10 protein-coding genes are annotated in these 13,330 nt (G+C 65.4%); 3 read left to right on the forward strand and 7 right to left on the reverse strand.

Annotated features, from left to right (window positions below; translation table 11 throughout):
- Positions 1-54 precede the first annotated feature (54 nt).
- Positions 55-492, forward strand: a complete 438-nt coding sequence (locus C3E99_RS20085) for a helix-turn-helix transcriptional regulator (protein ID WP_234002582.1) — start codon at positions 55-57, stop codon at positions 490-492.
- Here C3E99_RS20085 and C3E99_RS03500 read toward each other — a convergent pair.
- Both C3E99_RS03500 and guaA read right to left on the reverse strand, forming a co-directional pair.
- Positions 464-1,720: a tyrosine-type recombinase/integrase gene (locus C3E99_RS03500; protein ID WP_104960301.1), complete on the reverse strand. Its 1,257-nt coding sequence runs from the start codon at positions 1,718-1,720 to the stop codon at positions 464-466. The two genes, C3E99_RS20085 and C3E99_RS03500, sit on opposite strands and share 29 nt — an antisense overlap.
- 293 nt (positions 1,721-2,013) lie before the next feature.
- Entirely contained in the window at positions 2,014-3,591 is a 1,578-nt protein-coding gene (gene guaA / locus C3E99_RS03505) for a glutamine-hydrolyzing GMP synthase (RefSeq protein WP_076074394.1), read from the reverse strand.
- 225 nt (positions 3,592-3,816) lie between these two features.
- Between guaA and C3E99_RS20215 the strand changes: the two genes are divergently transcribed.
- Positions 3,817-6,249 (forward strand): TonB-dependent receptor plug domain-containing protein, encoded by a 2,433-nt coding sequence (locus C3E99_RS20215; RefSeq protein ID WP_104959426.1) that lies wholly within the window; start codon positions 3,817-3,819, stop codon positions 6,247-6,249.
- A 20-nt stretch (positions 6,250-6,269) separates the two neighbouring features.
- Here the strand turns inward: C3E99_RS20215 and C3E99_RS03515 are convergent, their stop codons facing one another.
- The 5 genes from C3E99_RS03515 to C3E99_RS03535 form a co-directional block, all read right to left on the reverse strand.
- The gene (locus tag C3E99_RS03515) at positions 6,270-7,319 is read right to left on the reverse strand and encodes a glycosyltransferase family 4 protein (RefSeq protein WP_076074397.1); all 1,050 of its coding nucleotides are present in this window, start codon (positions 7,317-7,319) and stop codon (positions 6,270-6,272) included.
- A complete protein-coding gene (locus tag C3E99_RS03520; protein WP_076074400.1) occupies positions 7,316-8,197 on the reverse strand; it encodes a UDP-2,3-diacylglucosamine diphosphatase in 882 nt (293 codons plus the stop codon). Before C3E99_RS03520 ends, C3E99_RS03515 begins: the two co-directional genes overlap by 4 nt.
- A gap of 117 nt (positions 8,198-8,314) precedes the next feature.
- Complete coding sequence (locus C3E99_RS03525) at positions 8,315-9,754, reverse strand: aldehyde dehydrogenase family protein (RefSeq protein ID WP_104959427.1); 1,440 nt, start codon at positions 9,752-9,754, stop codon at positions 8,315-8,317.
- 68 nt (positions 9,755-9,822) lie between these two features.
- Positions 9,823-10,116, reverse strand: coding sequence for a GIY-YIG nuclease family protein (locus tag C3E99_RS03530; RefSeq protein ID WP_104959428.1), 294 nt, complete (start codon positions 10,114-10,116; stop codon positions 9,823-9,825).
- Between the two features lie 96 nt (positions 10,117-10,212).
- Positions 10,213-11,859, reverse strand: coding sequence for an acetolactate synthase large subunit (locus C3E99_RS03535; RefSeq protein WP_067111237.1), 1,647 nt, complete (start codon positions 11,857-11,859; stop codon positions 10,213-10,215).
- Positions 11,860-12,315: 456 nt separating this feature from the next.
- Here C3E99_RS03535 and C3E99_RS03540 point away from each other — a divergent pair, with 456 nt between their 5' ends.
- Positions 12,316-13,323 (forward strand): hypothetical protein, encoded by a 1,008-nt coding sequence (locus C3E99_RS03540; RefSeq protein ID WP_104959429.1) that lies wholly within the window; start codon positions 12,316-12,318, stop codon positions 13,321-13,323.
- Positions 13,324-13,330 lie beyond the last annotated feature (7 nt).

The following is a 13,330-nucleotide window of genomic DNA, read 5'->3' on the forward strand; positions in this document are numbered from 1 at the left end:
CGTCACGGCAAACCCCGTCCGCACTCTCACTCTAGGAGCCGCGGTGGGGCCTAAATGGAGAAGACCCGCCTGAGAAAGCGGCCGCAAACAGCATCAGGCCTGTCCGATCTGCACGCCATGGTCGCCGACCATACGCCGCGGCCAATTTCTGCTGGCCCTTATCGGCACATATCGGCTCCAATCGCATCACCGCACCACGATCAGGAGCTGCAGATGCCATCCCTTAGCGACCGGCCCGTCAAACGTTCGATCCGAAGGAATGAACTGCGAGAAATCGTTCCTCTGGCGGACAGCACCATTTACGAAATGGAGCAGCGCGGAGAATTTCCTCGCCGCTTTGCCCTTTCACCCAGATGCGTCGTCTGGGATCTTGCCGAGGTCGAAGCGTGGCTCGAAAGCCGGCGCACGCGGCCAATCCCGCGCGCCAAACACCCCGACGTCGCCCAGCGGAAGTTCCGGCCGGTCAAAGGGCAGGGTCGGGCTCAAGCATAGGCATGGTCGGAGGGAGAAGGGTGACAGGCCGCTTGCGGCCTTCCACCCATGCGTCAACGACGTCCGACCATTCCTGGAGCATATGGCGGCGCTGAACCTCGTACTCTGCCTTGTTGTAGACGCCGCGCGAAGATCGCCCGTCCTCGTGGGCGAGGCATTTCTCGATCCAGTCGCTGTTGAAACCGAGTTCATTCAGCAGCGTTGAGCCGGTCCGTCGCAAATCATGGACTGTAAACGGCTCGAGCGGCAGCCCCTCCTTCTGCGCCAGATCGACCACCGCGTAGGTGATGCGGTTGAACGTCGCCCGCGACATTGGGGCATCCGCATCGTAACGCGAGGGCAGCAGATACCGGGAATTGCCGGCACAGGTCTTGAGCGCGATCATGATGTCGAGCGCCTGTCGGGAAAGATACACATTGTGTGGCTTGGAGCGCTTCATCCGCTCCTTCGGAATGCTCCAAACCGCGTTCTCGAAGTCCACTTCGTCCCATACGGCGTCCTGCAGCTCGCTTTTACGAACCATCGTCAGCAGGAAGAGCTTCATGCCGAGGCGAATGGTCGGCAAAGTCGGGACATGCTCCAGTTGCCTCAGCATGATGCGGATCTCTGTCGGTGAAAGCGCACGGTCTCTGGGCCGAAATGCAGCAATCGAAGCTGGGCCGACTTCATCGGCGGGATTGGGCACCTTCTCGCCGTGCAGGATCGCGAAACTGTAGATCTGCTTGAGGATGTCGCGGACGTGGATGGCCGTTGCAGGCGCACCGCGATCGACGATCTTGGCGCAGAGAGCTCTCAGATCATCTGGGGTGATTTCGCGCAGCAGCCGGTTGCGCCAGACGGGCAGCAACTCTCGATCGAAGATCGAGCGCCGCATCGCTCTGGTACTGTCCGCCATCGGAGCCTTGTCCAGCCACTTCTCGCCGAACTGACCGAAGCTCTTGGCCTCTTTCAGGCGGCGCTTCTCGCGCTGTTTTTCAATTGCGGGTGAGCGGCCCTCTCGGACTGCGCGTTTGGCGTCCAGGCAGAGTTCGCGAGCCCGTGCGAGCGAAATGCCGTCACGTCCGTACCTGCCGAGATAGACGGTCTCGCGGCGCCCATTCAGCCGGTAATCCAGGCTGAATGAGATCAGACCTGTCGGCGTGACACGGGCATACATGCCGTCCCTGTCTGACACCTTGTAGACTTTGTCTTTTGGTTTCAGCGCCTTAAGCGCAGCGTCCGTCAACATGTTCGCGCAGCCTCCGAAAAGTACCGTCATGCGGTTTTGGGAGGTTCGTGACGCCTAAATCACTTTGTTATCAGTGTCTTACGTTGAAAAAAGTACCGTCACGATCCTCAACTCTTGCGACGGTACTTTCTGAGACGGCCGTGATCAATATGAGCGAGCACCGTCAATCGTGACGGTACTTGTGATTGCTACCCACCGATAGGTCTCGATAGGTGGCGGATAAAAAAATATTTTCAATCAGAGTGTTAGGGGAAATTCTGGCGCGTTGTCGGCGGCGTTTGGATGGGCCTGAATCATTCCCACTCGATCGTTCCCGGCGGCTTCGAGGTATAGTCGTACACCACCCGGTTGATCCCCTCCACCTCGTTGATGATCCGCGTCGCGCAGCGCGACAGGAAACTCGCGTCGAAGGGATAGATATCGGCGGTCATGCCGTCGGTCGAGGTCACGGCGCGCAGAGCGCAGACATGGTCGTAGGTGCGCCCGTCGCCCATCACGCCGACCGTCTTGACCGGCAGCAGCACAGCGAACGCCTGCCAGATCGCATCGTAGAGGCCCGCGCCGCGAATCTCTTCCAGATAGACGGCGTCGGCCTTGCGCAGGATGTCGCAGCGCTCCTTCGATACTTCGCCGGGGATGCGGATCGCCAGACCGGGGCCGGGGAAGGGGTGGCGGCCGACGAAGATGTCGGGCAGGCCGAGCTCCTTGCCGAGCAGGCGGACCTCGTCCTTGAACAGCTCGCGCAGCGGCTCGACCAGTTTCATGTTCATGCGTTCGGGCAGGCCGCCGACATTGTGGTGGCTCTTGATCGTCACGCTCGGCCCGCCGGTGAAGGACACCGATTCGATCACGTCGGGATAGAGCGTGCCCTGCGCCAGGAAGTCGGCGCCGCCGAGCTTCTTCGCTTCTTCCTCGAAAACGTTGATGAACTCGCCGCCGATGAACTTGCGTTTCTTCTCGGGATCGGTGACGCCGGCGAGGCCGGCCATGAAGCGGGCCTCGGCGTCCACCACCACCAGCGGGATGTTGTAATGATCGCGGAACAGCGTTTCGACTTGTTCGCGCTCGTTGAGGCGGAGGAGGCCGTGGTCGACGAAGACGCAGGTGAGCTGCTCGCCGATCGCTTCGTGGATCAGCACCGCGGCGACGGCGCTGTCGACGCCGCCCGACAGGCCGCACAGCACGCGCTGGTCGCCGACCTGCGCGCGGATCTCGGCTATCTTGGTCGCGCGGAACTCGGCCATGGTCCAGTCGCCCGAGCAGCCGCAGACGTGGCGCACGAAATTGGCGATCAGCTTCGCGCCGTCGGGGGTGTGAACGACCTCGGGGTGGAACTGCGTGCCGTAATAGCGGCGCGCGTCGTCGGCGATCAGCGCGAAAGGCGCACCGTCGCTGACCGCGACGATGCGGAAACCCGGCGCGAACTCGGTCACGCGGTCGCCGTGGCTCATCCATACCTGATGGCGCTCGCCGACCTCCCATAGCCCGTCGAACAGTACGCAGGGCTCGGTGACGGTCAGGAAGGCGCGGCCGAACTCGCCGTCGCGCGTCCCATCGCTGCCCCCCGGTTCGACCTGTCCGCCGAGCTGCTGGCTCATCACCTGCTGGCCGTAGCAGATGCCGAGGATCGGCAGGCCGCTGTCGAACACCGCCTGCGGCGCGCGCGGGCTGCCCGCCGCGGGCACCGAAGCGGGCGAGCCCGACAGGATCACGCCCTTCGGCTGCATGCGCTGGAGCGCGGCCTCGGCGCTGCCGAACGGCACGATCTCGCTATAGACGCCGGCCTCGCGGACGCGCCGCGCGATCAACTGCGTCACCTGGCTGCCGAAGTCGACGATCAGGATGGATTCGGAGGGAGCTGGAGTCTGCATGGCTGGCCGATAGAGAGGCGCGCCCTCGCTGTCCAGCCGTCGCCGTGCCATCGTGCCCGGGCCGGCCCACAAGCAAACCGCCCCCTTCGCATGCCCTGCCATATTGTTGCGACAAATTGTGACCAGATGAACGCGCGGTGCCAATCCTCGTCAGGGCGCGTTCAGTCGCCGCTGCTAGGGAAAAACCAAGACAAGATATACGGATAACGGAAAGCGCCTCTCCCGATGAAAAGCCCTTCTCTCTCTCTCCGCTCGGCCCTGCTTGCGGCGACTGCGCTTGCCGCGACGCCCGCGCTGGCGGTCGATGACCAGCCCGTCGATACCGTTTCGGTGCAGTCGGATTCCGATTTCGGCGACGACTATGAGGACGAGATCGTCGTCACCGCGCCGCGGCTGGCGGGGCAGCTCGACACCGATTTCGCGGCCGAGGTCGAACTCGATGAGGCCGATATCGCCAGCTATGGCGCGTCGTCGATCGCGGAACTGCTCGACGCGCTCGAACCGCAGACGCGGTCGGGCCGCGGGCGCGGCGGCGGGCGTCCGGTGATCCTGGTCAACGGGCGGCGCATCTCCGGCTTCGGCGCGGTCCGCAACATCCCGCCGGAGGCCATCGCCAAGGTCGAGGTGTTTCCCGAACAGGTCGCGCTGCAATATGGCTATGCCGCGACCGAGCGCGTCGTCAATTTCGTGCTCAAGTCCGATTTCCGCCAGATTTCGGCGGAAGCGGAGGCGGGTATCCCGACGCAGGGCGGGCAGTTCAAGAGCGAGCTCGAACCCGCCTTCATGGCGATCGGCAACAATGGCCGGCTCAACCTCAACGCGAGTTGGGAGCATCAGACGATGCTGCGCGAAAGCGACCGCGACCTGATCCCGGTCACCGGCAGCGCCGCTGACGCCGAGGCGCGCAGTCTGTCGCCCGCCAGCGACACCTATGTCATTGACGGCACGCTGGTGCGCGGCATCGACAAGGTGACCGAGGCGTCGGTCAGCCTGCGCTTCGACCAGACCGACAGCCTCAGTTTGCTCGGCCCCGGTGCCGGCGGTGCGGGCGATCCGCTGCGCCGCGACAGCCGCACCCAGAACTGGACGAGCTCGGCGAGCGTCAACGGCATGCTCGGCGACTGGCGCTGGTCGGCGACCGGCAATTATTCCGATGCCGACCAGCGCATCTTCACCGATCGCCTCGGCGGCACGAGCGACCGCTTCGACAGCAGCCAGCAGAGCTTCGGCGGCAACGCCAATATCTCGGGCAGCGTCATCGACGGCTGGGCCGGGCCGATCCGCGCGTCGATCACCGGCAGCTATACCGGATTGCGCTTCGACAGCCGTTCCGAACGGGGCGGCACGATCACCGTCACCGATCTGGCGCGCGATACCCCCAGCGTCTTCGGGTCGCTGACCGTGCCGCTGCTCGATCCCGATTACGAGGTCGGCAAGCTCGGCCGCCTGTCGCTGACTCTCAACGCCGAGGTCGAGCGGCCGAGCGACTTTTCCGCGCTCAAGAGCTGGGGCGCGACGCTCAACTGGGGCCTGACCGGCAACCTGTCGCTGCTCGCGAGCTTCGCGAGCGACGAGGCGGCGCCCAGCATGACGCAGCTCGGCGCGGCGCCGCTGGTGACGCCCGCGGTCACCTATTACGACTTCGCGACCGGCCAGACGGTGCAGATCACGACGACCACCGGCGGCAATCCGTTCCTGCTCGCCGAGCAGCGCCGCGACCTGAAGCTCGGGCTCAACTGGAATGTGCCGATGGTCGACGGGCTGCGCTTCTCGATCGACTATAACCGCAACCGCAGTCTCGACACCGCGAACAGCTTCCCGCTGCTGACGCCGGAGATCGAGGCGGCGTTCCCCGGCCGCGTGGTCCGCGACGGCAGCGGCACGCTGATCGCGCTCGACCAGCGGCCGGTCAATTTCGATCGCGCGACCAATTCGCAGATCCGCTGGGGGATCAACTATGGCGCGAGCTTCGGGCAGAAGGAAGCGACCGCGAGCGAAGGCGCCGGCGGCCGGGCCGGCGGACGCCGCGGTGCGGAGGGGGCCGATGCGCCGCCGCCGCCTGACGGCAGCGCGGCGCCGCGGGGCGAAGGCGGCCCGCCGCCGTCCGCGGGCGGGCGCGGCTTCGGCCGGCCCGGCGGCGGCGCGCGCGGACCGGGCGGCATGTTCGGGGGGCGGCCGCAGGGCGGCCGCTGGAACATCTCGCTCTATCACACCGTCAAGCTCACCGACAAAGTGCTGATCGGGCCCGGCGTGCCCGAACTCGACCTGCTCGGCGGTTCGGCGACCGGCAACGGCGGCGGCAGCAACCGGCACCTGCTCGAACTCGACGGCGGCGTCTTCTACAAGGGCTTCGGCGCGCGGGTCAGCGCCAAATACGACAGCGGCAGCACCATCGTCGGCGGTGCGAACGGTAACCTCGATTTCCACGATCTGGCGACCTTCAACCTGCGCGTCTTCGCCGATTTCAACCAGATGCCGAAGCTGACCGGGAGTCTGCCTTTCCTCAAGAACTCGCGCGTGCGGCTGTCGGTCGACAATCTGTTCGATGCGCAGCGGCGGATCACCGATGCGAGCGGAGTGGTACCGCTGAACTATCAGCCGGGCTACATCGATCCGCTCGGCCGCTATATCGAGCTGCAATGGCGCAAGGCATTCTAGGGGCCTGTCCCTAGGTGTTCCTAGGCCGCGAGGCCGGGCGCGGCGAGCGCGCTGGGCTCCGGGTCTCGCGGAATGAAGGTCAAGGCGTTCAGGAACTGCGCCGTGCAGCTTGTCCAGCCATAGCGTGCGCCGAGGGCTGCGGCGTCCTCGCGGCGGCAGGTCAGCGCGCGCGAGATGGCGGCATCCAGGTCTTCGTCGAGGGCACCCGCACCGTCGCGGACGATGTCGCCCGGTCCCGGCACCGGATAGGCCGCGACGGGCGTTCCGCACGCCAGCGCTTCGATGACGACGAGGCCGAACGTGTCCGTCCGGCTGGGGAAGACGAAGACATCCGCGCCGGCATAGGCCGACGCCAGTGCTTCGCCGCCGAGCTTGCCGAGAAATACCGCTTCGGGGTGGCGCATCCGCAGGTCGGTGAGCGCCGGGCCGTCGCCGACGACGACCCTGGTCCCCGGCTGCGTGGTGGCGAGGAACGCCGCGATGTTCTTTTCGACCGCGACGCGGCCGACGTAAAGCTGGATCGGGCGCGCAAGGCCGGCGAAGAGGGGGTGGGGCGCACGATCGGGGCGGAATAGGCGCGGGTCGACGCCACGTTCCCACAGCATCGTCCGGTCGAGGCCGTGCGCGGCCAGTTCGCGTTGCAACGAGCGCGTCGCGACCATGATGTGCCGGGCGGGGCGGTGGAACCAGCGGATGAAGCGCCAGACGCGGCCGGGCGATATGGGCAGGCGCGCCGCGACATATTCCGGAAAGCGCGTGTGATAGGCGGTGGTGAAGGGAAAATCATGGTCGAGGCACCAGCGCCGGGCCGCGAGGCCGAGCGGACCTTCGGTCGAGATATGGATCGCCTGCGGGGCGAAGGCGCGGATGCGCCGCCCGACCGCGCGCTTGCCCGCAAGGGCGAGGCGGATTTCGCCATAGGTGGGGCAGGGAATCGAGCGGAACAGGTCGGGCGAGATCACCTCGACCGCGTGCCCCTGTGCGCGCAGTTCGGCGATCGTCGCCTGAAGCGTGCGGACGACGCCGTTGACCTGCGGTTCCCAAGCGTCGGTGACGATGGCGATCCTCATGCGGCGCGTGCCGATGCGGGCTGTTCGAGCGGCGTCGGGGCTGAGCGCGCCGCAACTTCCTCGGCCCAGCGCACGATCTCCATGCGACCGTCGGCATGTTCGACCAGCGCGGTGCAGCCTTCGACCCAGTCGCCGTCGTTATAGTAATCGACACCGTCGATCGCCCGCATCTCCGCGCTGTGGATATGGCCGCAGACGACGCCGTCGACGCCGCGCGAGCGGGCGGCGTGGGCGACGACTTCCTCGTAGCGGCCGATGAACTGGACGGCGTTCTTGACCTTGTGCTTGGCGACGAGCGACAGCGACCAATAGGGCAGGCCCATCCGACTGCGGATGGCGTTGACCACCACATTCGCCTTCATCAGCGCGGTGTAGGCGGCATCGCCGACGAAGGCGAGCCAGCGGTGCGCGAGCATCACCGCGTCGAACTCGTCGCCGTGGACGACCAGCAGGCGGCGCCCGTCGGCGGTCTCGTGCACCGCCTCGCGCCGGATTTCGACCCCGCCGAAATCGAAGCCATCGAAAGGTTTGACCATCTCGTCATGGTTGCCCGGGACATAGACGACGCGCGTGCCGCGCTTGGCGCGCTTGAGCACGCGCCAGACGACGTCGTTATGTTCGGGCGGCCAGAAATGGCGTTTCTTGAGCCGCCAGCCGTCGATGATGTCGCCGACGAGGTAGAGCGTCTCGCAATCGACATGGTCGAAGAAGTCGATCAGCAGCGCCGCATTGCACCCGCGGGTGCCGAGATGGATGTCGCTGATCCACACGGTGCGGTAGCTGCGCCGTTCGCCGACGACGCATTCGGGCACGTGCGGTTCGGCGGCGAAGGGATCGGCGAAACGCGCCGGGATGGGCAGGGTCGAGATAGAAGCCATGTCGCACTCCGTAAGCAGCCTTGGCTGCCCACGGCCTAGACACGGCTTTTGTTACACCCTGCGAATCGAAGCGAAGACGGTTCGGTGACGGTCTGGCGACGGTCCGGTGACAAGCGCTCACGCGCGCCGGATCACCATGTTCCGGATTTCGGTCATATCTTCCATCGCGAATCTGATGCCTTCGCGGCCCAGCCCCGAATCCTTCACCCCGCCATAGGGCATGTTGTCGACGCGATAGCTCGACACGTCGTTGACGACGATGCCGCCGACATCGAGGTCGTCCCACGCCGCCAGCACCTTGTGCAGGTCGCGCGTGAAGAGCCCCGCCTGAAGGCCGAACTTGCTGTCGTTGACCTCTACCAGCGCGTCGTCCCAGTCGGTGAATTTCGACAGGATGGCGAGCGGGCCGAACGCCTCCTCGCGATAGGCATCGGCCTTGCGATCAACATTCTCCAGCAGGGTCGCCTCCAGCATCGCGCCGTCGCGCCGGCCGCCGGTCAGCAGCGTCGCGCCGCCCGCGACCGCATCCTCGATCCAGCCGCCGAGCCGCGCCGCTTCCTTTTCGGAGATCATCGGGCCGATGAACGTGTCGCGGTCCTTGGGGTCGCCGGAGACGAGCGTCTTCGTCTTTTCGACCAGCATATCGCGGAAGCGGTCGTAGACGTCGGCGTGGATCAATATCCGCTGCACCCCGATGCACGACTGGCCCGACTGGTAGAAGGCGCCGAAGATGATCCGCGCGAGCGCATGGTCGAGGTCGGCGTCCTTGTCGACGATCACCGCGGCGTTGCCGCCGAGTTCGAGGATGACCTTCTTTTTCCCCGCCTTCGCCTTCAGGTCCCAGCCGACGCCGGGCGAACCGGTGAAGGACAGCAGCTTCAGCCGGTCGTCGCTGGTGAACAGGTCGGCGCCGTCGCGGCTCGCGGGCAGGATGCTGAACGCGCCTTCGGGAAGGATGTCGCATTCGGCGAGCACCTCGCCGATGATGATCGCGCCGAGCGGGGTCATCGACGCGGGCTTCATCACGAAGGGACAGCCGACCGCGATCGCCGGCGCGATCTTGTGCGCGGCGAGGTTGAGCGGGAAGTTGAACGGCGAGATGAAGCTGCACGGGCCGATCGGCACGCGCCTCCACATCCCCATATAGCCCTTCGAGCGCGGCGAGATGTCGAGCGGCTGGATCTCGCCGTAATTGCGCACCGCTTCCTCGGCGGCGATGCGGAAGGTGTCGATCAGGCGGCCGACCTCGCCCTCGGCATCGGCGATCGGCTTGCCCGCCTCGACGCACAGCGCATAGGCGAGTTCGTCGAAGCGCTCGCGGAAACGCGCCACGCAGTGATTGAGGACGTCCTGCTTCTCGAAACTCGCGAGCTTCGCCATCGGCGCCGCGGCGCGCACCGCACCGGCAATCGCCTCGTCGATCACGTCGGGGGTCGCGAGCGCGGTGCGGAAGGCGACCTCGCCGGTGAACTTGTCGGTGACGGCAAGGTCGGTGTTCGGCTGCACCGCCTTGTTGTTGAGGTAGAGGGGGTAGACGTCCTTGAGTTTCACAATCATTCTCCAACACTCTCAACCTTCCCCAACGCCGTCATCCCCGCGAAAGCGGGGATCCAGGGGCCGGGCCATCAGCCGTTGAGCCTTTCATATAGGTCGAGCCATTGCGGATTGTCGCGCTCGATCAATTCCAGTTTCCACGCCCGACGCCATTTCTTGATCGCTTTTTCGCGGGCGATGGCTTCGTTTACATCGGCGAAGGCTTCCGCGTATACCAAACGCTCTACACCATATTTCGCCGTAAATTTCGAGCCTTCGCCGTTCCGATGCTGCCAGCATCGTTGGGCCAAATCCCCGGTCACGCCGATGTAAAGCGTGCCGTTCCGTCTGCTGGCAAGGATATAGACGTGATAGGTCTGTTCCATCAGACTCCTGGATCCCCGCTTTCGCGGGGATGACAAGAACGGCGCCCTATCTGTCATCCCGCGAAAGCGGGGATCCAGGGGCGGCCAAAGGCGATCCTACAACTCCTTCGACAGCCGCTTGATGTCGATGTTCAAAATCTGGTCGTTCTCCGAATAGTCGACGGGGCAGTCGATCAGGTGGACGCCCGGCGTGTCGCGCGTGTGGGCCAGAAGCTGCTTCAGATGCGCCGCGCTTTCGACGCGATAGCCGTTCGCGCCATAGCTTTCGGCATATTGGACGAAATCGGGGTTGTTGTAGGTGAGGCCGAAGTCGGCGAACCCCATGTTCGCCTGTTTCCAGCGGATCATGCCATAGGCGCTGTCGTTGAGGATCAGCACGGTCAGGTTGAGGCCCAGCCGTACCGCGGTCTCCATCTCCTGGCTGTTCATCATGAAGCCGCCGTCGCCGCAGATCGCCATCACCTTGCGTTCGGGATAGAGCATCGCCGACATCATCGCGCTCGGCAGCCCCGCGCCCATCGATGCGAGTGCGTTGTCGAGCAGCACCGTGTTGGGGCGATAGGCGGTATAGCCGCGCGCGAACCATATCTTGTAGACGCCGTTGTCGAGGCAGATGATGCCGTCGTCGGGCATCGCGTCGCGTACCTGCTGCACCAGATGCGGTGGAAAGATCGGGAAGCGCGCATCCGCGGCGAGCGACCGCGTATGCTCCAGATCGGCCTTCCGATAGGCGAGCATGTGGTCGAAGTTCCAGCCGCCGTTGGGGACGATGTCCTCCTTGATCTGCCAGATGGCGTTGGCGATATCGCCGATCACCTCGATATCGGGGAAATAGACCGGATCGACCTCTGCGGTCCTGGTCGAGACATGGATGACGCGCGGTCCGCCCTGCTGCATGAAGAAGGGCGGTTTTTCGATGACGTCGTGGCCGATGTTGACGATGCAGTCCGACGCCTCGACCGCGCGGTGGACGAAGTCGCCCGCCGACAGCGCCGCGCAGCCGAGGAAGCGCGGGTGCCGTTCGTCGATCACCCCCTTGCCGAGCTGCGTCGTCAGGAAGGGGATTCCGGTCTTTTCGACGAATTGCAGCAGCATGCGGCCGGTCATCGTGCGGTTGGCGCCCGCGCCGATTACCAGCACCGGCGCCCGCGCCGCCTCGAGCGCCTTCACCGCCTCGCGCACCGATTTGACGTCGGCGATGGGGCGGCGGACATGGCTGCGCTTCAGCGGCACCGACGCGGTGTCCTCTTCGGCGATATCCTCCGGAAACTCGATATGGGCGGCGCCGGGTTTTTCCTCCTCGGCCAGCCGGAAGGCCTCGCGCACCCGGCTCGGGATATTGTCGGCGCTGGCGAGCTGATGGGTGAATTTGGTGATCGGCTTCATCATCCCGACGACGTCGAGGATCTGGAAGCGGCCCTGCTTCGATTTCTTGATCGGCTTTTGCCCCGTCACCATCAGCATCGGCATGCCGCCCAGTTGCGCATAGGCGGCGGCGGTGACGAAATTGGTCGCGCCGGGGCCGAGCGTCGCCATGCAGACGCCGGTCCGGCCGGTGTGGCGGCCATAGGTCGCCGCCATGAATCCCGCGCCCTGTTCGTGACGGGTCAGGATCAGCCTGATCTGCTTCGATCGCGACAGGCTGTCGAGCATGTCGAGATTCTCCTCGCCCGGAACGCCGAAGATATATTCGACGCCCTCTTCCTCGAGGCATGCGATGAACAGGTCGGATGCTTTGGTCATGGTCGGTCGCCCCCTTTTCGGACCGCTTCCCGATCGTGCGGCCCCAAGCCTGCGCCGGCGACCTCGGCGCGGATCATGGCCCAGCGGCCCCGTCCTGCGATCGCGAGTCCCTGCTGTGCCGGAGGGGATGTGTAACGAGAGGGGGAAGGGTTGTCACGCGGGGCGCGAGGCAAAGCATCTAGGACAGCGGTTCTGTGTTCCCATCAAGGTTAGGCAATCATCCCCTTCGGCAGGTCACCGCTCCCCGGCGAAAGCCGGGGTCCAGATGGCGTGGCGCTGCCCCGCGTGGCTCCCGGCTTTCGCCGGGGAACGGTGACCTTACGTGTCTGATGGATGTACGCCTTGAGGTTATACCGGTCTCATAGATTTTTCGTTTTCCCGCCTTGCCCTGTCCACGACTATCCGGTGGATGGCGCGATGGCGAAATCGCGTTTGCAAGGCAGTGAGGGGGAGCAGATGATCGATCGGGTTCGCAGGGCATGGGGCGTGCCGATCCGGATGGTTGTCGCGGGCGGCGCCGGCTTCGCGCTGGCCTGGGCCGCCGTCCCATCCGCTTCGGCTTCGGAGGCTGCCGCGTTCGAGGTCGGCAAGTCCTACGGCCATTATATCGAATATCTGCCGGGCAATGCACCGGTGATCCTCGTCGCTCCGCACGGCGGCACGCTGCTGCCGGAGGATATTCCCGACCGGACGAAGGAACGCTGCGGCGGCGCGCGTACCGTGGTCGGGCCCGACCGGAACACCGCCGAACTGGTGCAGGCGATGCGCCAGTCCTTTCACGACCGGTTCGGCACCTATCCGCACGTGATCATCAATCGGCTGGCGCGGCAGAAGCTCGATGCCAACCGGTCGGCGGCGGAAGCCGCCTGCGGCAATGCCGACGCCGAGCAGGCGTACAAGGAATGGCACGCCTTCATCGATATCGCGAAGAAGGAGGTCCTGCGGACGAGCGAGCGCGGATGGTTCATGGACATCCACGGGCACGGGCACAAGGTGCAGCGGCTCGAACTCGGCTATCTGCTCACCGGGGGGCTGCTCGACCGCTCGGACGAGGCGATCGACGGCGACGCCGGCGCTCTCGAAAGGACGAGCATCCGCAGCCTTGCCAAAGGTGGGGAGACGCCGCTTTCGGCGCTGCTTCGCGGACCGACGAGCCTCGGCACGCTATTTGCGGACGCGGGCTTTCCCGCGGTCCCGAGCGTGAGCGATCCCGGCCCCGGGGGCCAGCCCTATTTCAACGGCGGCCCCAATACCCGCCGCCACGCCTGCGGTTCGGGGAGCGATTCGCCCGAAGGCCGCATCTGCGGGCTGCAGATCGAGGCGCCTTTCAGGGGCGTTCGCGATACGGCGGAAAGCCGGAAGCGATTCGGCGACGCGACCGCGAAAGTCCTCGAGCAATTCTTCGCCGCGCACTGGGATGTCGGGCTGGCCGGGAAGGCCAAGGCGGTGGGCGCGCACGACTGATATGCGG

Source organism: Sphingopyxis sp. MG (assembly GCF_002953155.1).
Classification (GTDB): domain Bacteria; phylum Pseudomonadota; class Alphaproteobacteria; order Sphingomonadales; family Sphingomonadaceae; genus Sphingopyxis; species Sphingopyxis granuli.

Bases quoted from the DNA above. Each gene is read 5' to 3' on its own strand.
- C3E99_RS20085 (WP_234002582.1), top strand. From the start codon at position 55: ATGGAGAAGACCCGCCTGAGAAAGCGGCCGCAAACAGCATCAGGCCTG.
- C3E99_RS03500 (WP_104960301.1), bottom strand. From the start codon at position 1,720: ATGTTGACGGACGCTGCGCTTAAGGCGCTGAAACCAAAAGACAAAGTC.
- guaA (WP_076074394.1), bottom strand. From the start codon at position 3,591: ATGCAGACTCCAGCTCCCTCCGAATCCATCCTGATCGTCGACTTCGGC.
- C3E99_RS20215 (WP_104959426.1), top strand. From the start codon at position 3,817: ATGAAAAGCCCTTCTCTCTCTCTCCGCTCGGCCCTGCTTGCGGCGACT.
- C3E99_RS03515 (WP_076074397.1), bottom strand. From the start codon at position 7,319: ATGAGGATCGCCATCGTCACCGACGCTTGGGAACCGCAGGTCAACGGC.
- C3E99_RS03520 (WP_076074400.1), bottom strand. From the start codon at position 8,197: ATGGCTTCTATCTCGACCCTGCCCATCCCGGCGCGTTTCGCCGATCCC.
- C3E99_RS03525 (WP_104959427.1), bottom strand. From the start codon at position 9,754: ATGATTGTGAAACTCAAGGACGTCTACCCCCTCTACCTCAACAACAAG.
- C3E99_RS03530 (WP_104959428.1), bottom strand. From the start codon at position 10,116: ATGGAACAGACCTATCACGTCTATATCCTTGCCAGCAGACGGAACGGC.
- C3E99_RS03535 (WP_067111237.1), bottom strand. From the start codon at position 11,859: ATGACCAAAGCATCCGACCTGTTCATCGCATGCCTCGAGGAAGAGGGC.
- C3E99_RS03540 (WP_104959429.1), top strand. From the start codon at position 12,316: ATGATCGATCGGGTTCGCAGGGCATGGGGCGTGCCGATCCGGATGGTT.